This window comes from Candidatus Omnitrophota bacterium (assembly GCA_028715965.1).
Classification (GTDB): domain Bacteria; phylum Omnitrophota; class Gorgyraeia; order Tantalellales; family Tantalellaceae; genus JAQUQS01.
Window position 1 is genome coordinate 1 of record JAQUQS010000017.1, and the last position, 25,251, is coordinate 25,251.

The window sequence follows — 25,251 nt, forward strand, 5'->3', positions numbered from 1 at the left end:
TGCCATAATTGATCCCAAGGGAATACGCCAGCTGCTGGACCATGAATACGATCGAGACTAATAACGACAATGTCTTCATCGCGAAACGTTTACGGTGATCCGACCTTACTTCGATAAAGACCGAAGTGCCCGCCGACCACGGCAAGTCCCCGCCGCCTCCAGATCCAATTAACGGTGGCTCTTGCCACCGCCACTTTAAAAATTTAATTAACATATTCATAACAACACCCCTTTGCGTTATACATATTATATGACATAGCACTTTTTAAAACAATTAACCAATAATATAAAAAACTGCATCTTTCATAAGCTAACAGTATAAAGTATATAATATTATTCAAGCCCTTCAAAATTTTGAAACTGGCATTTTTGTCTTTTAACGATTTTGGGTAGATTTTTGATCTCTAACATTGGCCAAGATTGGATCAATGTTCATAAAGTGTTTATTTACGATAGAATACGCGCAAGGATTTTCGTTCTGGAGAGTTGTCAAGTTTTTCGCAAGGAATATGGTTTTAACCCTAGTTATACGAATTACGCGGATATTTCAATGCGGACAAGCGCCTCGATCTCTTCCCTTATAAGCCTTCCGACATTCAATTTGCTTATTTCTATAAGTATGCACAGCACGTTCTCAAGGTTCGACCCGATATACTCAATGGTATCATCAACACAACCTACCGCCAAAACACTTGGACGATGGTCATAACTATTCTGGCGTTTACCGATACCAATGACCGCCATTGCCGGCAATAAGCGACTGACCTTGTTCCCGACCAACGCATCCGTTAACACATCATTTCCGAGCACAACGAAATTCGGGGTTTGCTCTTTATCTGTCACCCTCATGTAGTCTATCATCCCATTTGAATGCAGATCCCCTTCAAAAGCTACCACTGATACGGAATCTTTCCGCACTTCGATCCCCTTCTCGGCAAGCGTGAGCTCAGCCATGGTAACCGCGTCTTCCGCCGAGAGCGAAGCGCTATCACCGGTTATTATCGGTACGATATTAGCCAGGTATCTCATGTTCTCCGGTATCTGGTCTTGAGACGCCGCGACCACACAGAGATAAAAGGCTTTCCCCTCTAATTTTTCCATAACAGGGAGAAGGGCATCCAGGTCGATGCCCGGCATTCGCGCGTCAACAAGCATGACTTGTGGATAGTCGAACCTGAGAGCGGTCATTTCCTCCGTGATATCCGATATGTTAATATCTTCCCTCGCCAAAGACATGTCCCGATGCGACAATAGTTCCCCTAATCTCGCGTAATCCCCTCGCTCGATCGCGGCAACAAGTCCTTTCTGGTAGGAAAGGAATGTTTCACGTGACCTGAGATACTCCTCATCCTGGCCGTCCCGTTCTTCCAGGGCGGCAAGATCTGAGATCGCCTTTACGTATCCATCAACCCATTGCCGCTCATTATCCTTCGTAAGTACTTTTTGCGGGGCCACTTCCCACTCCGCGGAACCATAATTGACACGGGCAAAAACCTCATCCAGCACGTTCTCGCGCGTCTCAGCAGGGATAACCCCGAATATCGATCGGGATACGTCCGCGAGCTCAAGATCGCTCATTTTCCCTAGATTACGCAAAGCGCTTTCCTGCATACCAGACATATACGGATGCACAAAATACGGATACGCCATAGCAATACTCTGTATGTCAGATACTCGTATCGCCTCTTCCAGGAGTTTTTCCGGCTCGCCATCTTCAGTATATTCCACGAGTACATTTATCGAATCCGAGCCAGTTACAATATCATTGAACTCGCCTTCGGAACTCACAGCGAACACCCGCACATTATCGTCACGATACCTGGCGTTAACATCCTGTATGGCGGCATCAAGCATCTCCCCCTTTCCCAGAACTCCGATAAATACCCGCTTTGCCTGTTCCGCTGTATGATACGAAGGCGCCGCTCCTTCTATCGTGGCATAACCTTTTTTGACAGAAGCGGCACGATTCGAACGGAAGACATAATAATTAGTTGCTGAATGTACCATGACAGCCGGGAGCAAATATGCCAATGCGTAGAATGGGTAATATGATGTGGGTATACCCAAGATCGTGATCAGCGCGTTAACCCCCAGGATATTGATCGTCGCAACAACAAATGCCGTTAAACGGCCTTTATTATGTTTTTCAACGAACCTATACGCCATAACTCCTTGCGCCGCGATAGAAGCGCCGATCATTGCGTAGATCACAACATCCATTCCCGGGAACCCGGCTAAGCCCATTATCCCGGTGAGCACTCCGGGAACGGCCACAGGCAGATAAAAGAACTTTGCCTGCTCGACCAGAGGCGCCAGTAGCATATGCTTTTTAAACTCAGGCCATGAGGATGGAAGAACTGGCAGAGGCTTGGCCATGTCCGCGTGCTTTCCTTTATACCGGGAATTAATGCTGTCAGCGATGGCTTTATGACGCGCGCTCTTCTCCACATCCGTACTGCCGTAAAGCCTAGCCATCTCTCTATGCGCTTCCTCATAGTTGGGCCATAACGCCGTGGCGCGTTCATAATGTAAAATTGCCGCGCCGGCGTCCGTTTGCGAGGCAGCCGCCGTGTAATGGGCTTTAGCCAGCAGTAACTTCGCGTCCGATGTCATAGCCCGGTCATATCTCGCTATCCGTCTTATCATGGACAGAGCCCCGACCAGGTCTCCCTCGGACAGAAGTATCCGGAACTCCGCAAAACGCTTTTCCGCAAGCCATTTGCCGGTAAGTGGCGGCAGTCCGGCTATCGTTCTACGGGCCGTGGGTATATCTCCGGACATTACATTGAAATACGCGAGAACGAGATCAACATTACCGAGCATCACATCGTCCATCTTGAAGGTTCCGTCCCCGAGGATCTGGAGCCTTATCCCTCCAAGTGATCCGGTTATTCCCGCCAAATAGACCAGCACATCCGCGTCCTTATTGCTTTGCATCACCCTTAAATATGGCATTATATCGGACAAAACCTTGTTCGTATTGCCCAAGATCAGAGCGCGGTCCATCTCGTCCGTAGCCCCTTCCAGCGCTGCACCCATAAGCGCGAAAAGATCACTTATCGCGCGCATTTTTTCAACATCGACCTGTTTATCTAAAAGTGATGTTTTTAACACCCGTGATATCACTCCGAACACCGCGCCGGCTCTCTGCCGCAGGCCGGGAGCACTTAATAGTTCCCGTAGTGCTTCGACAACACGCGACTCGTTACGTTCCTCAAAAAGCGTGTTGTGTTTCACGCATATATCGATAAAGCGATTAATAAGATCCATGTCCGGGCTTGCTCTTTTGATCACAGCTTCTCTCATGTATCTCTCCGCCTGGACCAGAGCGTATTCCCTGTTTTGCGGAAGATCTTCCTTCCCATAACGTGACGCCTGTTTAAGATACGCGTCGGATATCTCAACAGCCAGCCTGGACCCCTTATCCTCATTGGACCGGAGAAGTACGGGATAAATGCTGTCAGCTACTTTTCTCAATAAAGTATCGTCCGGACTTGGTCCCTCGGATGACGACACATCACGGCTATATATGCGGCAATATGCCAGCCCTTCCAGATAAAGGTTGTTTTGCGCCTCGTCTTCCGTCATCGGTGACGTCTCCAGGACATCCAGGAGCCATAACGCCCTGCCGTATTCGCCCTCTTTTATCAAAGATCCTATCCTATTTTGCAACCGCGTCAATATACGCCGATAATTCGCGTTATTTCCGTCCAGGGGCGTCATGACGCCGGCGGCACCCAGTACCCCTGAAAGTATCCCGAATCCCCGCCTATTCTTTTCATCCTGGGTCTTGTCGCCCGAACGCAATTGGAACCACATTTCAAAAACCTGCATTTCCGCTTCCAGGGCGTCACCGGAATGGCCCGCGAGCCTGCGCCTCATCTTTGACGCCAGCTCTTCATTTTTCTCCACGGCACGGGCCCAATCCGACCTTATTGAATAGGAAAGCATGTCATCGCAAACGCGATCTACATCCCTGATCTCCTCCAACATTGTTTCCGCGTTCGTTTTCAGGGTTGGGTCCGTTCCCGCGGCCTTACGTAAAAGCGTGGTAGCCGTCCCCAGATCTCCCTCATCATAGGCTTTTACCGCCTTATCCCATATTTGCCGGGCCCTGGCCGTGGCATCCGCGGGTTCCGGTTCCAGCGCTTTTTTCATGGCTTCAGCGGGCCTATTATCTTCCGGGTTGGCCTTAGCGGCCCGGATAAATGCCTCTTTAGCGGCATCTTCCTTCCCCATTTCGGCAAGCAAAATACCTTTTTCGTAGTTTGCCCTGGATACGATCTCCCTGGTCCTCGGATATATGCGCAGGCGGCGCCTGCCCGACGCTCTTTCAGATCTTTTTATCGCCATGTTCTCCAGACCGTCATACGCCCGCACGATCTCCTCACCTATTGATCTTTTGCCATCACTATCTGAGGGCAACGATCCATATGCCTGCTTCAGGCGTTCTATGCGAAGTTGAATAGCTTTATCCACGGAAAAGATATTCCTCCATGCGCGTCTTGGCGCCGAATACCAAGGTCCATTATCATTGAGCACCGCATGCGCGTAATGTGTCATAAGTTCTCTGCTGCCGGAAATATTCAGTCCCATCTTCATCGCTTTTTCATAAGCAGCCGTTGCCCGATGATATTTTCCGGTTGCATACAACATTTCCGCGCGTCTGGCCTCCGATTCGTAACTGTCTTTGTTTAAAGATGTTATACGCCTATCACACATCATTCGTTCTATCCATCTCCATCTGGGATATGTGGCTTTCAGTCCCAGTTGTGCCATTACGGAAAACTCTCCGTCTTTATCAACCTCCGATACCTTACGGAAATATCCACGGGCGGAACGGACATCACCCTTTTCCCGGGCGGATATGGCACGTATCAATAACCATGCGGAAACGACACCTCTGTCCCCGGACCTTCGCAGGTCATTATCTCCTGAGATAATTTCGAGACGTGTTCCGGAGGCCGCGCGGAATTCAGGATCTGAAAAAGCCTTACCCGCCAACAGTCTGAGAAGAAGGGACTTGAACTTAACCGGGATGTCCGGGCGAGATAAAGACATGGATACATTATCAAGCATATCGCTGCTCATATTCCCGGTTATCACCTTTACCATGCCCACGGCTATTGACATGTTTAAATTAATAGCGGATAGGTCGGCATAGAATTTAAATATCGCGGCCATATCGGCCTGCTTTTCCTTCTCCGGGATGTCCTTATCCGACGCTATACGGGTCATACCGTCCACCAGGACCTGGCCGACCGTCCTTATGCTCTCGTTCTCGACATCACCAAAACCGTTTTTGATCCTCTCAGTCGCATCGACCGCCTGGCGCGCCATTTTCATATACTGTAAGCGATCTTGTTTGCTGAGGGCTATCTTCATACCTACAACATATGCCTGGAGAAGAAACTCTGTTTTTTCACGGGTATCCTGTGATATATTCGATAGTGGTAGCGAAGCGAAAACTTCCCCGGCCTGCTCGTTATTCCCTGACGACAATTCCTTTTCTGCCAACAGGAGCCTTATAACGGCTTTCCTGAAAGTTATATCTTTATCATCGGCGGGTAGATAGCGTTCTGAGACATCCAACAATATATTAAGGTATTTTACGGCTTGCGCGGCGGGTTGTCCGCGTAAGTTCGCGATAACAGCGTTGAACATACCTCCCCTGGAAATAAAAGCGGCAAGAGAGCGTTCGTCAGTATCCACCTGCGCGGTCCTTCTGGCCAACTCCTCGTTCTCGATAGAAATGATATTCCCCAGAAATACACGGTGCTCGTTCCCGGAAGATCCCTCCAGGGTTTTGTCTCGCATTTTGCCTGACAATTCCCTATCTGCCTTCAATTTATCGGACAGTTCGTTGAGGTCCGCGAGCCTGCGTAAGGTATCCATCACCTTTTGTACAGATCCGGCAATACCGTCACATTCGACCTTTTGAGCCTCAACTATATCCTTCATGTGACGCCTTGAAACCCTATCAAGCACGGCTCTGGCTTTTTCCGGCGATGCGATCTCATCGTTAAGATAGAATGCCGCGAGCTTCATTGAATATCTATTGTTGATACCATCAATTGAAGCGTCCGCATTGAGGGCTGATTCCAGCTCTTTAGCTGCCATTACGATATCGCCATTCTCCTCGAATCTGGCGGACCTTCCCAGTCGTGCGCGGACATTGGACGGATCCAATCCTATAGCTGTGGTGAAACATTCGAAAGCCTGGGCCTGTTTCCCATCCTGGGAAGCCAGATCGCCCTTGAACGCCCAACTTCTCGCACGCAGTTTCCTGAATTCATCAGGAAGATCCACCATGAAGCTCAATGCCGTATTCTCCGCTTCGTCCAGGGCCCTGTCGGCATCTTCCCACCCGGTCCTGGTGGCGTCCTTATCCTCGCCAGCCAGGACACGAGCTTTCAATACGTATAGACTGACTATTTTTCCAGAACAATCCGGCGGCGCGAATCCCAATGACCTTTTGACAGCCGCAAGTAAAGGGGAACCACTCATAGTGTCGTCGTGAAGTACCTGCAACACCTTTAACTCCCCGATAAGAGCGTCTGTTAAACCGGGCAAACCCGCACTCTCCGGGTCTTCCTGCGCCACCTTCTCAAGATACTCTATCTTTTCACTGATCGACCTCATTTGGCGTGCCGGAGCTCCGGTCATACCTAACGGCTCGTATTCATACCATATCCTAGGCACTTTCAGTGAAGGGTCAGCAAGTTTTTCGCGAAGTCTCCCTATCTTCTTCTCTTCGTCCACGGTATCCGGTATGTCACCGCCTTGTTTACGCATTTCTCTCATACTTAACGCGGTACGCAACCCCTCATATGTACCTAACAATTCAGCCTGTTCGGCGACCGCCTCAAGCGCGCGTGGATCTATTTTTGCTTCTTCTTTTCCCGCGAGGCGGGACATATACCCCATATACCATCTCGCGCGCACAGCATTGCCTAGTTGCATATGCGCTGCTCCCATAAGCGCCGCCGTTTCCGGAGAGAATCGGTCTTTGCCCCAGAAAAGCTGCACGAGTGAAAAGAAAAGAAGACCAGTGGAAAGGCCCGTATTATACGGCATTACCCATCCCAGGCTTTGGACGGTCGTCACGCCCCCACTGAATATAAGACCAAGTACAAGCGCCGAAAGATATGGCAACAGGAAATACCCCACGGTCAGGCCCAGGACCGCTGCTAATAAACCGTATATTATGGTCCGCCTTGGTAATATCGTGGTCCGGAGCGCTATCCCTACGTCGTGCCCGACGATATCCCTGGCCTCTTCGGCCCTGCCATCCTGTAACAACATGAACCCAAGCTCCATCCTCGCGCTAGCGACATCTTCCGGGGAGGATGAAAGACCAAAGAGCCGGCGGTCTCGACCAGCGGTAATAACCGCCCGCAACGATATTTCCGCGTCATCTTTCCGGCCAAGCTCCCTCAGTATTCGCGCTTCTAATATGACCAGCGCGGCGTCTCTCGGGCTATAAACGATCGCTTTGCGTATATCACGCAAGGCTTTCTCCAAGTCGGACCTTTCCTTCATGTCGTCGGGTTTACCGTTATAGTCCTCAAGACGATACTTCGCCGCGGAAGCGAAATATGATGAAGCTTCCCCATCAAAAGCCACATACTCAGGATTTCCGGGATACCTGTCCCTATGCAGCCGGGTATAGACCGCCGCGAGTATTTCGCGGGCCACCTCATCGGACGGATCAGTGTCAATATAACTTTTCAACCCGGCCGCGGCCTCAACCAGTGAGACCGTGTTGTTCCTCACCCCATTCCCCAGGGATATCAACCCGTTAAAAAGCTTTATGCTTTCGGATGCGGGGTCCAACGAGGACATTTCATCGGTTATCCTGGTCAGCAGCGGCAGGTCCCGATCCTCCGGGCTCTTGTGTATCTCGAGTTTGCCCAGGGATCCAAGACCTCTTTTACGTCTATCGACATCATAAGATACAGCCATCGCTCTATAATATCCGGCGCTGAGGGCGTTCAATCGTTCATCACTGATATCCGGCTCTACCTGGCGCCGTTCCATGTTCATTACAAAAACCGTTCTTTCGTCATCCGTCAGGCCATCCCATTGCTTTTTTTCTTTTCTGGACGTTCCCATGATCCCAAGGATGTCTTCAATAAGCGGATCCCCCACATCAGGCAGATCTATCCCCATCTCACCCAAATAGACCTTGATACCATTTTTTAGCACCGGTCTCGCCTCGTCCGTCACGGTACCGTTCTTTTCGTCGAACAGGTCAGCTCCCGCGAACTCACCCACAGCACCCGCTTTAGTCCCTTCATAAATGGCCTTTAACGCCACAGCCCTGACTTCCGCCATACCATCGTGCCCTTCGGTAAAAACATAAAGCTCATGGATGCCGGCAAGCGCGGCCTTCTTCTCCTCTTTATCGGCTTTCGACAGATCACAGGCGTACAAGAGCGCGTCAAGTAAGGGCACTTCACCCCCATCTGAGACCGTCTCCATGCCGGATATACGGATGGTTTGCGCGGACGGATCATCCGTTAAACGCTCCTGGATCAAACGCAGAAGGTCTTCGCGACCACGCTTACTTTTCGCGTAATTCGCCTCAAGAAAGAGGTTCAACAGGAACCGCTTGATCGCAAGCCCATCGCCTATTCTGTTGGCCCTTACAGCTGCGGCATGATATCGGCCCAAAAATCCCAAACCCTTGTCAAATGAGGCTTTCGCGGCATCCAAAGCATCCGCCGTCCCGAACGAAAGAATTACCTCATTCGCGGCCGCGACTTCATCCTTTGTCCCATCATATCCACCTGAGACCACTATATCGAAAGCTTTACGTATCGCTTCAGCTATATTCTCCTGTTCACTGCGGAGTACATTCGCGGCTTCTAGCCCGGCCTCATCCGCCTCTCTTTTCTGCTTCACTTCTTTGGTGGCCAGGTCAGCACGTTCTTGTCTCGATCCAGCAAGGCGTTTTTCTATGCCCGTAAGCCGGGTCCCGGCCTCGAGACGCCGTCTTTCAAAATAAGCGGCGGTAGCGCCATCGTCGCCGGACATGTTCCCGGCCGCGGATACAGCCATCTCCGCCTGTGTGTATCGCGACATGAATTCCGAGCCGGCGTCACTTGTCAAGTCGTCAATATCCTTTTCCATTTCTGCGATCTCTTTATCCATCTCCCGCATCTGTTCCTGTGTAGAGTCATATTCCTTCTTCAGACGATCATGCTTATCCCGGGCCAGCTTGGCCTTTAAGACATGTATTTCCATCGATCCTTTTCCGGCTTCCATGCTGTCCGGCTTTAGCAACAGGGCTTTCTTATAGGCATCCTTCGCCCGGTCCACCTCCTCAGCCACGTCATTCCCCGCCAGGATGCCATATTCCGCGCTTAGCGCCGCTCCGCGGGCCTTGGACATTTCCGCCTCATAAAATTTGCCCTGCTCACGATATATTTGGTCTATTGCCTCCGCGACCGACTTATTCTCTCTCTCCAGACCACTCATGTCCACAGACAGCATATCCTTGCCGGCCTTAGCAAGTTCAATGTTCTTTTGAACGATACTATTCATCGCGGAGTTGGCCTCATTTATGGCTTTTTCGGCCTTTTCGTACTCGCCCTCATCGGCTAATTTCAGGGCGATGATACGTAGCGTCTCGGCACGACCGACGATCAAGGCCAATGTTTCCTGTTCCGAATCATTTTGTAGTTCTTTAAGGGAATCCACCAGTTCTTTCAGTATCCGGTCGAAAACGGGGGTCATAGTAGCGGCCATGTCCCCTTTTCCCGCCGCATCATATATGCGCTGGACCTCACTGATGATATTGAGCTGGAGCGCGGCAATGGCCGGGGAGACTGGATCTATCCCCGCAAGAGCGCTCATTATCACCCCATGTTCGGCAGCTATAACCAGGGGGCCGGCATCAGAGATGACCGAGGCAAGTTCTTTGAGCACCGCATCGATCGAGACCGTTCCCTTGAACCTGTCCGTCAAACCCAGTATCAGGAGTAATTTCTCCCGCGCGAACATATCCTTGTTCTTTTCATCCCCGGCAGCCAATGTCCATTGAGAATGTACGACCAGAGCCGCGCGGACGTCATTTTTATCCGCGAACTTGCCGATGATATTCTGCCTGTCCAGCCTTAGAGTACTGAACTGTTGTATAATGATATCTACACGGCCAACAGTTTCCGGAGATACCGTGCCTTCCTCTGCTATCCCCTCACGCAGAAGCGCGCCCGCGAGTGACCTCCCCTCGTCCCCGAACCAGGTCGCGATACAATCCAAGAATAGTGGGAATACCTTTTCTCTTTCTTGTTTGTCCATGGATACCAGCGGTGCCTTGAAATAGGCCAAGGCGGTTTTGATCTTATCCCCGATATCAGCGTATACAGAGGAGGTATCCTTTCCCAACCGCTCTTTTTCCCTTCTTTCCGAGTTAGAACGGTCCATAAGAATGCCGAGCAGGTCGATCCAGGCCCTCAACATGGCCTCATCCACACTGTCCGGAGCGTCTTCAGCTATAGATTGTATCCTCGCGACGATCTCCACGGCCAAAGACGGACCGCTGAGATCACCGGTCTGGCCGTTCCACAGACGGATCCCGCCGATATCGCGCAATGCCGCGATTATCTCGCCTTTTACCAGAGCAAGATCGGAACTGGTCAATTCACGCAAGAGCCATATCATCGCTGTACCCAAAAGAGCATTGTACCTTGCGCCGGCACCTGGTTCCTCAAGGTCCATGTTACGTCTTAAGGAGCCAATATACCTTACGGCAAAAAGAGTTACAACATATCGTTTCGCGTCCTCCATTTCATCAAGTGCTTTTATGGTTTCTAGGCGCGATCCAAATCCCGCAATATCGTCACCCTCTTCCAGGAACTGGTCAATGACCTGATAGACCGTTTCCGCGACAGCCTCCAGGACCCACGGGGAATCCAGGTTCAATGAAACAGCGCGCACACACTCAGATAACGCATTGACCCGCAACTCCCCTCTCGTCACTGTATCGGAGCTACCAGATAGATCCGACAGGTATCCGGAAATACGGTTCTTTACCACGTCGATATATGTATCCCTCAACATACGTTTAGCCTGCGACAGCGTCTCCCGAACGGCCTCGTCGCTCTCAAGACCACTGTCCAGTATGACATTCAGCGCGAGTCTGGCCGCCGTGGGCCGGGTGAACCATGTGTGCCCGAGCGAAATTACCCCATACCTAACAAGCATCCCATCGACAGCATCCTCACAAAGCCCCTTTCCATAATGGCTTTTCAAACTCTCATAAGCCGAAGCAGCACGATCGGGACTCCTGATATATGAAGTGCTTGCGACCCAATCCGCCCATTCCGCGTATGTCCCGCCGTATTTCCGCAGTTTCGCCAGCGCTCTTCCCAGTGTTACCCATCGCGTATACGTAACGAACTGCCACTGGTTATGATGCTCAATTATGCCCAGACAACACACCACCCGCAACTTGGCAGCCTCCGCCCCCTTATCCGGCTCGTTCCTGAAGGTCCTTTTTGCGTACCATGACCTGAGCACGCGACTGGCTTTTACATATTGCCCGGTGACCAGATATGCTCTCGCGAGCTCTAAGATCTCGTCGGCGCTCATATCCTTACGGCTATCCTTGAACTTGGCGGCAAGCACCCTTATACGCGCGTTCCTCATTTCGGTTTCCGGTGTATCTACAGCTTTTTCCTCCCGGTCTTTCCTGCCCGGGGCAAATATGTCATCCTGCGGCAACTGGGCCCCCAGACGCGTTTCCTCGAGCTTTTTTATGGTATCGCGCATATCAACGGCGGATGACATGTCGACAGCAATTATCGAATCCTTGAGCTTCTCCAGCAGATCTACGTCCATCCCATCAATAAATGCCCGGATACCGCCTTCCCTCCGCGATATCAGGCTCAACAATTCCGCTTGTTGCCTGGCGATATCTTTTTTTCTGTCCGCGTCAGATTCTTTTTCATACTCTTTCTTTTTTAAACCGATACGGGCTACTGGGATCTCTTTGTCCTCAGGGGCGATCCTTGCCGCTTCCTCAAGGCAGGCTTCCGCTGCCGCATATCCTTCCAGAGCCATACGCGATACTATCCGCCTCTTTTCCGCTTCTATCGGCGACCCCAAAGACATGGCCCTGTTCCTGTAAGCGTCACGGAGCGCCGGCGCCATATTCTTGATCTCAGAGCGTTCATCGACGAACAATTCCGATGACAGTAATAGCAACTGCTGGTCTGATAGTTGTCCTGAAGCGTACAACCTGAAAATGACCCTCTCAATATCCCCTTCACGCCCTTTCTGATCGTCCCTTATCAGGGCCCTTAACGATACCATGACGTCATCGCTGTCCGGGCTCCCCGTGCGCAACAGATCCAGCATTTCCTTGCGGGCACGTTTCTTCTGTCGCGCGCTCCCGTTCTCCATTACATAATTCAGGAATTTCAGGGCATACGTCTCATCAACCGGGAACTCCAGATCCCACAGCAACGTGTTACCATCCGCAATAAGCCACTTTACACGCGCGTCGTCACCCGCGCTCTTTGCTTTCTCCAGATATTTGACCCTTAACCCGAAATCGGCGGGCTCCCGGGCAAGTTCCCGGTTCTCCGCGGCATAAAGACGCCAATCGTAGAACGGGTTGGAGAAGAGCCCATAGGTCGACCTGAGAGCTCTTCTCGTCAAACCGTAAAGAGGCATACCTACCAGGTTTATCAGCTGTATTATCTGTAATGTTACCGAGAAGAGCGCCTTGATGGACCCCAGATGTTCCGCTATGACCGTGAACGGCAATATGTGCGCTAACACACCTTCTCCGACCATAGCGCCCAGCCATTTTAACAGAGGTACCAACGTTGCGGACAAAAGCCCCGGACAGATCATGATAAGCAGAGCAAGCACCGTGATCGTGCCCAATGTAACATATATCATGGGTTTACGTTTCCCCCACACACCACCGGCTACTTTCTTCCCGGCGTCGGAAAGTGTTTTCTTTTTGTCGTCCTTATCCTGGGAGATAGCCTTACGGCATTCGCCCTTGCGTGCCGTGATATCGATCTCTTCACCGGGCAATTTCACCACATATCTATCTCCGACATCGACACCGGGGATCCCTGGTGCCTTTCTATATGAACGCGCCGCTTTCTTGTAGTCTTTCCCGTCCTGATAAGACGCGCCAAGAACGGCGTAAGCCGAAGTTGCGAGGTCCTGCGCCACCTCCCCCTTCTTCCTTACCTGCCACTTCAACACATCTCCGGCCTTTTTCTTATCGCCAAGAGAATATAGCAATATCCCCAGGTACATGCGTGACGCTTTGGTGTTATATTCCGCGGCGGACGCTATCGTAAAATAGTTATACGCCGCCAATTTAGCCCGTGTTGCCGCTTCTTTGTCCGTTTTGTTCATGGTCTTGTTCGCCCGCTCCGCTGCCGCAAGGGCCTGCGCGTATAATATGTTCCCGACCTTATAGGCGCAAAATCCCGCGAGAGACATATCGCGATTGGTCTTCAGGAACATCGCGGCGATATATAGGGTTTCCCGGTCAGTTGCCGTATCGGGTATATCCTCCGGCTGCAAGACCGTATCAAGCAGCAAACGCGAGCTTAAAAGGTCCTCATCCTCCGGGGAATACTCCCGTCCGGTGAGGTTAGCCGCCAATCTCAGCGCATTGGCGGGATCCAGTTCTTCACCCCGCGTCACTGCGGCCGGAAGCCGTGTCGAGATCTCTTCTCTTGCCTGTTCCATTGAATAACGTGGTTCTTTTTCCGGCAACTTGGATCTTGCCCAGCTATACACCTTAGTGGCCCATTCCTTTACCTTCTTGGGCAGAGCAAAACGGATCGCCGACAATATGCCGGCGGGTATTATGAAAACAGCTCCGCTAAACACGAAAATAGCCATTCGGGATACCCTCAAATGTGTCGCCACCCACAACGCTTTATCCGCGGCCCATTTCCATGCCGTTCTTTCAGGATCCACAGAGGAAAGTCTGTCCTTGAACGACGACAGCACGTCAAACCGTTTTTCGAGCTGCTTAACGGTCGAATTGTACACGTTCATACGGGACTGCGCCCACATAAGGAATTCACCCAGCCCCTCACGGGTCATAGTGTATTTGACAACACCGATCGGGATGTTCATGGACAGGACCTTAAGGAAGGCCGGCAGCATAGCAAGCACTCTGTGGTTCCGTGAGAACATATCGCTACGGAAATTCATCCAGTTCTCGAATCGCAGCAACAGATCGAACGATCCACCTATCAAACCAAGGAATATGCGGAAGATCCCGCTAATGGCACCGCCGACATAATACTTCAACCATGTCTTGCCTATCCCGTCGGCTCCTGGAACTTCAATAACCTCGCCTTCGCCCTCTTCCGCGAAAGAGGTTCTTACCAGGGCATCCAGACCCACAAGTTCTCTACCCGCGTCATCTCCCGACGATGTACGGTATACACCGGAACGTCTCGCCTCAACCTCACCCATCGGCACTCCAGGTTCCTTTCCGGTAAGGTAGGCGTTAGCGGTAGCCACTTCCATGCGTGCGCGCGGGGACACGTTTGTCCCCATACCCCTCACATATGTGACATCATCCTTTCCTTTTGTGACCAGGACCTCACGCCCACCTATCCGGCGGAGGAATACCCTGTTCCCTTTCGTATCGTCCAGGTCCACTTCTTTTTCCAGTTCCTCCTGAGACATCTCCGGGTTTCTGGAAAGCACGCTTTCAATATGCGCCGTCAATATCGCGGCACCTTCCGCGTCAATGACCCTCAGGTTCTTGAATTTTATGCTGGCTCTACCCGAAACGGGGTCCACATCTCCGTCCTCCACCCCGTCTATCTCAACCACTATGCTTTTATCCTCTTCTTTCATCGACCCGAAACGGTCGTTTATCTCGCTGGCAATATCTTCCATATTAGCGCTTTGCAGCAGCTGTACAGGCATCACCAATACTATGGCCGGAGGCCCTTCCGGCGGTGCTCCACCGCCTGGAGGCGGCACACTACCTCCCGGTGGCGGGACAACGACCCTGGCGTATGCCTGGCCGGCTTCCGCCAGTGATATGCCGTCTTTTTTAGTTTTATCACTGGATACGCCTACTACACCTATACCCGACACCGTTTCAGGCTCCAGGGCGGCGGCATGCTCAGCGGCTTTCTCTTTTTTACTGTCCGCGGACTTTTCCTTTTTATCAGCTACGCTTCTCCGGTCACGGGCATCAGACCTCCCAACGGATGAAACCACCGTTGCCACTCCTTCACCTTTCATAGCCTCATCGAAAATGTCATCCACGCCGGAAGCGCTCCATTCCTGTCCTCCAGCGGCGCCCGCTTCATATCTTACGTTCGCCTGCCCGGGCACCACCCTGCCGGCATCAGGCGTAATGTCCCCGAGTCTTTCTGAAGGCAATCCACGCCGCGCCCTGACCACGGAACGCTTACCATGTTTCACGGTAAATTTGGAATTGTCTTTCCGCATACGGTTCCAGGCGGCGTCAGCATTGTCATTGGTCTCCCTCACCTCTCCCTGTACACGGGCTACCGCGCGGGCGATCGACCTTTCGGCCCTTTCTCTGGTACGGACCACATCGTCATCGGTCGAATCATATTCCACGGATTCCCCAACACGGTACTCATAATTCTCCCTGGCCACCTCTATCCCGGCGTCAATAAGCCCGAGCTCCGAGACCATGGTGCCGGTGACCCTACCGCCGTTGTTATTGGCTTCTTTAAGTATCCGGGTCTTAAGCCGCTTTATCCCGCGTCCATATACCTGGAAAAGATACTCATCTGACATGCCTTCCGCAGTTATGTCCATCCCATCAACAGCGCCACTATCCTCATCAACATGTCGGCTTGTAGAGAACCGGGCAAAGCTCCTTAGATGTTCGGCACTTTCACCCTCTGCCAATGCCACCCGCAGCTCTATTACACCGTCCTGTAAGAATGCCACTTTGAGCTCGGTCTCTCCGATATTCAATTCCGTTATACTGCCATCCTCCCCCCTGATGACATCTTTTATCATGACTTCGGTCCCATCCGGGAGCATGCGTTTTACGTCCTTCAGCAACACTTTCCCGTTCGGGGAAACAGCGAAACCATAGGCCCATTCGCCAACACTTAGCCACGACACCGGGCCTTCACGGTCTTTACGCCCGGCCTCCGCACGGATGCTTCCGGCCCTGGATATAGCCTTTTTGACCGCAGCCTTGATGTCCTTGCGTAATTTCCGGAGCTCACGTACCGCGTCACGCCTGTTCTTGGGCAACTGTACGATCTTCTTGGCCTGTCCCATGGAAGACGGGATCAGGAAGTATTCCCCTAATACACCGAAAAATTCCTCGAGATCCAACAGGCCGGTTCCCATATCAAGCGCATCATATGTGACATATTTATCGAGCAAAGCGTCGATACTGTCGTCGACAAAACGTTCGGCCACACCACGGTTCTTCGCCACCCTCTGCTTGAACCGTTTCAATATCTCACGCACCGGGTCCAATGCGGCCTGCTTAAGGTCGTCTATCTTCCTTTTCTTATCCCTGGCCCGATCCGCACGCCTCTGTGATACGACCATGACTTCCACATATAGGGAATTGAAATATGCCTGGTACCGTCCCCATTCCGCAAGATCTTCCTCCGAGATATCTAACCTGTAATTCCCGTTCGTATCGAATATCTTTTTCTCCATACCGGACATTTCCATTTCCTTGACCATCTCAAGGAACCTCTTCCACTTTCTTTCCCCCAATTGTCTCTGGAAATAGGGAAGATTCGTGTTGTCTTCCCTACTGTAAGCCTGTTGTACCATGCGGTAAAAAACCGATCCTTCTCTTGTGGAGAAGAACGAGGATACATTACCGGTATCTCCCTGCCTTTGGCTACGGCCATCTTCCTGTGTCTGGGACTGCAGGCTCTCATTAGGCGCGAGTTTTACGATAAAAAGACCTTCCGCGTATTTCTTATGCATGTTTTCCCAGACCTCATCCCTGGGGCCAATACCCAGTGACCGCAGAAAGGTCTCGGCGTTCTTCGTTTTTTGGGCTCTCGCGTTGATATCCTCCTCGAAAAATATACCGTTCTCACCGGTAAGCATAGCGTCAAGTATCCGGACCGACATAGCTATGATGTCATCATTCGTGACAGGCTCCTTTTCGGGGGTTATTCCCATTTCCCGGCTTTTCCCTGCTACGACACTTCTGACATGATCGGCAGCATCGGGATCAACGGACAATTTGCGTTCAAGCCATTTGCGCAGGGATTTCATGGTGTTCTTGGATATGAACCCGACATCCTCGACAAAACGTACGTTAGTTGCACGTCCAAGTTTCCTGTCGGTAAAGGTAATGGTATTGGGGTTACCGGCTTTCTCAACTATCTCGACTTCCGAAAAACCTTCCTTATCAAATATGTTTACCGTAACAGGCCCAGCCCGGCTTTCTATTCCACTACTTCTCAGAAATTCCCGCAGGTCCGCTTCCCTGTTCTTGGCGGCGTTGATGTCCTCGAAATAGAACAGTATACTGGGCTGAGAGCAATTGGCGAATATCTGTCGTATCTGGTTCTTGGCCATTTCCCAGTCACCATCCACCCTTACTGAAAAGACCGGGGCCATTACCGCGCCTTTTTTAGCGAACGGCGGCGATATCTTCCTCAGACCTTTGGCTTTCGGGAAAAGTTTGAGCATAAGGTCGGCTACAGTGGATACGGACCCCGACGCGCCCCCGTACGACCCGGCAAGGTTGGCCGAGTTGGGGTGTGATATATACTCCGTACTTTCGTTGTCCCTGCGCGCTACGGGCCGATCCTCACCATCGCCTCTGAACTGATGTTTCAATTCATAAAGTGTGTGGAACCTGTCCCTTCTTTGTCCCGGGAGTTCCCTGCCGGTAGAACTATCTATCAGCGTAATTTCCAGAGATACCCGGGTAAGTATGAACTTGTCCCCTGCCTTATCTACACGATATCGCTTGTCACCCATCTTTATGATACGTTCATCGTCTTCCCTGCCGACAAGATCGTTCAGCACACCGACCACCCGGCCCTCGTACCGGGCGATGAAGATATCTCCGGTCTCACCCATCCTTCTTTCGACCTCTATATCGGTCACGCCATCCGGCCGGCCTTTCTCGTAGACATCGACTTTGCCTGATTGACGGTCATAGGATATCTCGATGGGGTTCTCCCCGGTCTTTTCCTGGTACCTCATCTTATAGTCGACGTTCTCTTTCTCGATATATAGCACCTGCACAGTGTTCAGGAGATCCTCCCAGGTCGGGGTCTCGATGTGCCGGCCCGGCAGGGAAGTCCGCAGGTCCGACATTATCTGACTAAGCATGCCGACGACCTTTTTTCTGGTCAAGGAACTCGCCGTGGGCCTTTTGGTCACCGGGTCCAGGACTACGTCTATCTTATCCGGCATTTTGTCTTTGTCACCCGAATACTCGAGGCGGCGTACGACAAATCCCGTTTTGTTGTCGAACCTCACCACGAATTTGGCTCCATTCGAATCAAGTATAACGGATTCCCCTTTTTCCTGCGCGGCAAGCACGTCCGACGCCTTGATCTCTCGATCGCCTATCGTAATAACGCTTCCTCGCCCTGACCCGGCAAGGGACAAGTTATCACCGTCTTCCATGGAAAGCATCCGTTTAAGAGCGGTTATCTCCTTTTCGGACCCATCGGCCATCCGGACCGCATTATCCTCGAGAAGCGTATACACCTCATCTATCCCACCCGCTTCATATAATGCCATGGCCAGACGGAAAAGTATGTGGTGTTTTAAATATTCATCCAGGCTTATGTTCTTCTGTTCCGCCGCGATTATGAAATCGGAAAGCCTCGGGGTAACATCACACTCGTCGAATGTTAGATGCCCCTTGGCAAGCCAGTCGATCCAATCCTCGTTCTCCTTCTGGGATTTCTCCTCTACGGCCTCCAGTGTGGTGAAATTATAAGTGCCGTACGACATGACCACGACGTCATTGTCGCCTATCCTGTCGTTAGCAGTTGCAACGTTCTTCTCGTCCCCGCGAAGATACGATACCTTCATCCCCATCATCTTGTAGATGAAATGCGTCTCCCTGAAATCCCTTTCCGTGTAGTAATCGTGAGTAACCAGATGTATGGCTTTTTTACCACGGCATCTCTGCATTATGTTGGGTATTATCATGGCCAACGTCTTACCCGCGCCGGTAGCCATGTCGCCGAACTTACCCATACCCATTTCGAGACCTATTATCACCTGCTCTGTAAACGGTATCTTTTCATCGGCTAGTATCGCTCCCAGCTGATATACGGCCATCATGCGATACTGGTTATCCTTGTCCTGGAACGTTTTATTACTCTCTCCCATATCCTCTTCGACGGATTTCATCTTATTCTGTATAAAATCACAGAACCGGCTACCTGTGGACATCACGCGCGAGAACTCGTCCCTGTCTATACCAGCCTGGTCCACGAGACCTGTGACCGTGGCGCTGCTCATGTCCAGGTATCCCGTAGCCGCCATAAGTTGCATATACTTCGCAAGGCGGTCCAAACGGTCTTCCTGAGATTCTTTTTCAGTCACGAAAGTCTCGCTCTGGCCTATTTCCAGCCCCAGGATCGTATCCAGCATGCCCTCACTGTATCCCGCCGCTTTTATACCTGCTCGTAACCCAAGATCGCGCAATAGGTTCGTAACGAACGCGCTATCGATAGGGGCGTCCTGTTTATTGTATTGCTGTATCAGCTTTCTCATGAAAACAAAAGCTTTAGTCCCTTTCTTCGCATCCTTTTCGTCATATATCTCCTTTTCACCATAGACCAGGGAATTTAGAAGTTCTATGAGCTTTTTGTTCTGGGCAGTGATCCACCCGGGTGTAGGGTTCTTCCGGTTCTTTATCTCAATAGCTATTGCCTTTGCTTCGTCCAGTTTTTTCCTGTCCTCTTCGCTCTGGACCATTTCATCCATCTCGTCATCGTTCAACAGGTCGAAAAACGCACCGGCCATGGATGTCCTTGCTATAGCGATCTCGTCCTGAGAGACATTATCCACTATAGAGGATTCCGGTTGGGGATAGAAAAACCTGTCCGCTTTGTAAACAAGCCATGTAAGCCCCGATTTGAGCTCCTGGACCTGTTCTCGCGAGACGGAAGAACGCGTTATATCGCTGGAAATAGAAATAAGCCGCTCCATAATGCCAGCATAATTCACCCATCCGCCCCTGGCCAGCGAAGCGTTTATCTCAGAAAGCGGTTCCAGGTGGCCTGAGTAGGCATCTCCTTGCCGCGCGTAATATGTCAGGTATCCCGTCCACTCCGAGATAAGAGCATCTATTGTATTCGCCGCCACAGGGGCCTTACCACGCGTCCTGCGGAAAAAATTCCGCACAACCCTCCAATAACGCGAAAGATTACCCCGCAGGTCCGCCCCGTGCCCCATACCGGCCTTCATGGCCCGCAGGCGCGCAAGCTGTGACAATACGTCGCCACGGGAGTTACAATAAACATTGAAGCCCGCCACAACATCTCGCCATGTGGTCTGAACATGGAACGTCTCTTCCTCAGAGGTCTCTATAGGATCAAGCTCGTAAACGGAATCTAATTTATCTTCGGGGATCTCCACCGGCAGACCTTTCCTCGCGGAGGCCCAGTCAATACGCATCTCCAGGTCCTGACACCTTCCCCTGAGCTGATCGCATTTATAAATAGCTGCGTCAAGGGAGGCATTCACGCTTTTACCAAGGCGGCCGGATCTTTTAATTTCGATAAGTTCGGGGATATCCCTGAACTCAAAATTTTCCCTTACGCCCAGGCTGCCCACTCCTTCGAGCCGCGAATAGTAGGATTTTATCCCGGATATCATCCTGGAAAGCGCTGTCAGCCTCTCCTTTATCTCTTCCCCTCTTTCGAATTGTGCGGCAAGCTCTATCTCTTCGCCTTTTTTTGTCCCCTTCGCCAAAAGACCATTGAGTTCTTTTTCAAGCCTGTCCGCTTCGTTCGCGGCGCTGTCGAGCAGCTGGCCGACAAAGACCCTGGCCGCTTCGACCGCCCGCGCGAACGCATCCGCGCTGTCTTCCCCGTCGATAAAAACGGACATCAATGCGGCATTCAACATCCGTTCCGCCGTATCAGCCTTCTTTTCGTTCTCTTCGGCCTGGGCTGCTACAAATTCCGCACTTTTACTGGTCTGCGGCGTGGATTTGGAAACAGCATATCTAGCACGGTCAGCTTCCTTTCGAGCCTCATATATACGGTCGGATATGACCCGGAACGCCGTGGTATCCCCTGAAAGAAGGAGTTCAATAAGATCTTCCGGGGCCTGCGAAAGTACCGGGTACGAGTCTTTCAACCTGCGCCACAGCTCGTTCCGGGCAGTTGCCCTCTCCACCGGGTCAGGGCTGCGGGCCCCCGCTAGCAATTCCTGTAAGTCCAGCCCATATGTCTTTACATCTTCGGCCTCCTCGGCGCGTTTTTGTTCCAGGGACCTCAGTCCAGGAACCTGTTTTTCAGCCATGGCACGGAAACTCACGTCCAACTTCCTGGCCTTCTCCCTCTTGGCCCTTATACGGTCCCTTGATCTCTTTTTGTCATTAACATCGGCCCGCATCCCACTTACCAGGTCATACAAAAGGTCCAGGAACCCGATCAACCTCAATAATTTCTGGCGTGCCGTGTTAATTGCGTTCAGCAGTGATTCCCTTGTTTCGTCGCTGATACCGGTGTCCTGATATTGCCTGACGAGTCCCTGCATTGATGCGTATATGTCATCTAAGGCATCGACCGCATCCGCGGCGCGCTCAAGATCTTTATTCGCGGCCGGCATCGCGAGGGTCTGGAACTGGTCTTCAACGAGCTTCTTGACCTTCGCGTCATATTCCGCGGTATCCGCGTAAGTGAATGCCGCTACGTCCATTTCACCCGCCTTCAGGAGAACGCGGTCATGGAAAGAACGGTCCTCATGAAGCATATTGTCCATGCCGACAAGGCTGTTGGACTGGAGAATTCCCGCATAATGGAACGGCGTAATACCGTCCAGGTTATCCTTTACGAACTCGTGTCCTTGTTCGGCGCTCGCGATTACATGCGCGATACGCGCCTTCATGGCACTCATGTTCTCAGGCGACACCTCGATCCCGGCCGCCCTGAGCTCTTCTTCAGCCCATCCATCCGATATGGTACGCCGCCAGAAAGCCTCGCGCCTTTCGTGGAAGAGCAGTTCATTCTCCACATCATCGAACGTGTATCCTTTTGGGCCGAGAATGGAATTCATCCCGCCCACAAGATCCGTATTCGAGTTCACAACTATCACAAGCACGCCATTAGGAGCGTAGAAGTGAAAAGCCGCGGCTTCACTGTCTCCAAAATCATGGCGCACCAGCACCGTGCCGTCACTCAGGGTCTCGCTGTCCACGGCCACGAGACCCGAATTGTCGGTGATCTCGCCGCGCACACGACGTGCCGTACTCCTGGCGGATCCGCCTGTGTCCTCATCCGTCCCGGGCATCTTCTGCGTGCCAGCGTCATGTGATATATCCTCTATACGTCCTGTGATCTCTTCCGAGATCCCTCCTGGCGCTTCTTTTTTTGTTCCTGGCATCCCATCTTCGAGATATTGCGCGTTCCCCGTACCCGGCCCGGATAAACTCTCGGCGATCTTCTGCGCGGCGGCAATACGTGTATCCGCCAGACGGTCGGATATCCTCATAAGCCGCTCACTATCCGCCGCGTCTACAGTTGTTCCGGCACGGGACGCTTCTTCCCTGGCCTGTTCCACCATATCAATAGCAGCGGCAAGCTTCCCCTCGTCCAGCAACGCTTCTGCCTCGTCGAGCATGCCGCGCATCTGGCCTTCGCGTGCCGTTTGCGCTATTTGGCCGTTTTGCGCTTCCCCTGCTATTCTTCCGGCAAGTCCGGCAAGATCTATGCCCGTCGTGTCTATACCTTTACGCCCCGCGAGCTTTAGAAGAGCCGTCTCGATATCATCGCTCGTACTCTTCTTGCCCGGATAAGAGTCGAGCAATATCATCAGCTGGTCTTCAATAACACGTTTGGCGCTTTCGCTTATCTCTTCCGTCGCGAGATACTCCCCAGTCCCGGTTCCTACAATAGTCTCTATGCCCTCCTCCGCGAAAACATCGTTGAATTCCGCGTCAGAAGGAGTTTGATAGCGTTTAAGCGCTACCTCGCCCGATCCCGGGTCACGTATCATCTCATAGATAAGCCCGCCCGTATCCAGCCGGACCCCGACTAACACGCGACCTGTAAGTCCGTCTACTTTTATGCTCAGGTCCCGGATCAACAGTTCTTCCAGGAAGGTCACCATCCCTTCATAACGTTCACGGTCTATCACACCATCATTCAGGAGTTTTTCCTGTTTAGCCAGGAGTGCCTCCAGGTATATACCTAGGATGGAAGAACTCTCATCCCCAAGTATGACGTCGTTTATCATGCCACGCTTCATTCGCGACATAAGGGCCTGGCCGAGCGCCATGGCAACAGCCTCATACATGGTCCTGCGGGCATTCGCTGAAAGTCCGCCACCGTCAAGAATGGTCATGAGAACGGAAAAGTTGGATGTTACCGCGAGGAAATCCGACCGGCCGCTATATTTGGCATATTCATTTACCCGATTGCTCAGGATCGTTATGTAAGGCCTCTTACCGTTCTGGGGGTTGAAACGTGGCAACAGTATCAAGTAGGATATTTTGTCCGACCTTAATATGTCCGAGATGCCGCGCGTGTGGAACCCCCCCGTGACAATAGCGCCGACAGATACATCGTTCTCCCTCATCATTTTTATCGTATTATCGACCATCGCCTTGTTTCGATCAGTTGCGGAATCGTAGAATATCTCCGCCTCACTTATCTGTTCAAAGAGCTCCCGGGCCTTGTAAAGATCAGATGGCATCTCCATGCCGTATTTTCCGTATTCTTTCTTGATGAAATCCATGAATACAGGCCAGGCAAATTCCCCTAAATGTTCCTTGAAATACCGAAGTTGGCCGCTGGTAAGCGAGACAGAAAAGACATTATCCAGGATCTCAAGGTTCTTTATGAGGCTGGTAAATTCGCGTTCTTCGTCATTCCGGAAAAGTTTCCCCCGTATACGGCTCTCATAATCGTCCACTTCGTCCATTAGCTCGCTTATATCAATAGATTCGTACAATGTGACATAATTGCAGAAGTTCTCAAGCTCGTCATAACGCGAGATATCCACGTTCTCAGCTTTCGCCAATAGCAGGATATACGAATAAAATTGGCTCTTGGAGGTCTTACCTAGCTTGAACGATAGGCTTTTCAGGATCAGTTCTTCGAGGTTATCCCGTTTTAGTGTGCCGGTGAAATAGTTCAGCAGTTCGTCGCGTTGTATGTTAGCGGCGGCGTAATCCACCGTTTTTTCACGTTCCACCGCGTTTATAAGGGAGTTCACGTTCTCGTAACGATCCTTATCAACCCCGTATCTATCTCCGATCTCCTGGATGAAATACCACCTCTTAGTGAAATTACGACCGCTGTCGTTACTCAAGACCGAATTACGGTTTACCTGTTTCAGGTCTTCGGTAAGGATGTGATCTTCCAGGGCGTTCAAGGTGTTCCTGAGCGTATCGATCAAACGCATATTGCGGTCTTTATTGTCAAGCAGGCTCAAAAATGCCTTGTAGTTGCGCAGATATAGATCGCTGTCATCTATTCCATAAAGCATTACGGGGAATTCAGAAATCGCCGAAAAGAACTCACCCGCTGATATCTTCCCTTCACGCATCAGGTATTCGGCCGTTTTTTTCCCGGCTTCCTTATCCGGGAATTCAGAAAGTATGCTGGTATCGATGTACCCTTCGGACCCTTCCACTCCAACGAAACGGACATCATAATTCACCGCCATATTATCAAGCACATTAACGATGGATTCCTGGGCCCCGAAATTGTCATGAACATCCTTGATGTTGATAATAAGTTCCTGGCTATCCGTTTTATTGACCGACTTGGTTATGGCAATATCACGTGGTATGGAAAACTGGTTCAGGTTGACTTCTTTTTTCACGAGCGGCTCTACGACTGCATCTGCCCCGCCCTGGCCATACGATATCTGCTGGATCAGGAATGTTGTGGCAAGCACCAATGATATTGCCTTAACAAATGGTCGCACACGGCGGCTGGTGGAAAAAAAATACAGGTCTTTTGAGCCCGGGTCATCTCCGGGGATCGGAACATCCGAAGCAGGCTGACGCACGGATATCCTGTCACTGATAATGGTCCGGATAGATCGCCAATTCATCGCCTC

Annotated in this window: 1 protein-coding gene; it reads right to left on the bottom strand. The window is 51.5% G+C overall.

Going from position 1 to position 25,251, the window contains the following annotated elements; all coding sequences use genetic code 11:
* Window positions 1-534: 534 nt before the first annotated feature.
* Window positions 535-25,245 (bottom strand): hypothetical protein, encoded by a 24,711-nt coding sequence (locus tag PHH49_06945; protein ID MDD5488675.1) that lies wholly within the window; start codon window positions 25,243-25,245, stop codon window positions 535-537.
* Window positions 25,246-25,251 lie beyond the last annotated feature (6 nt).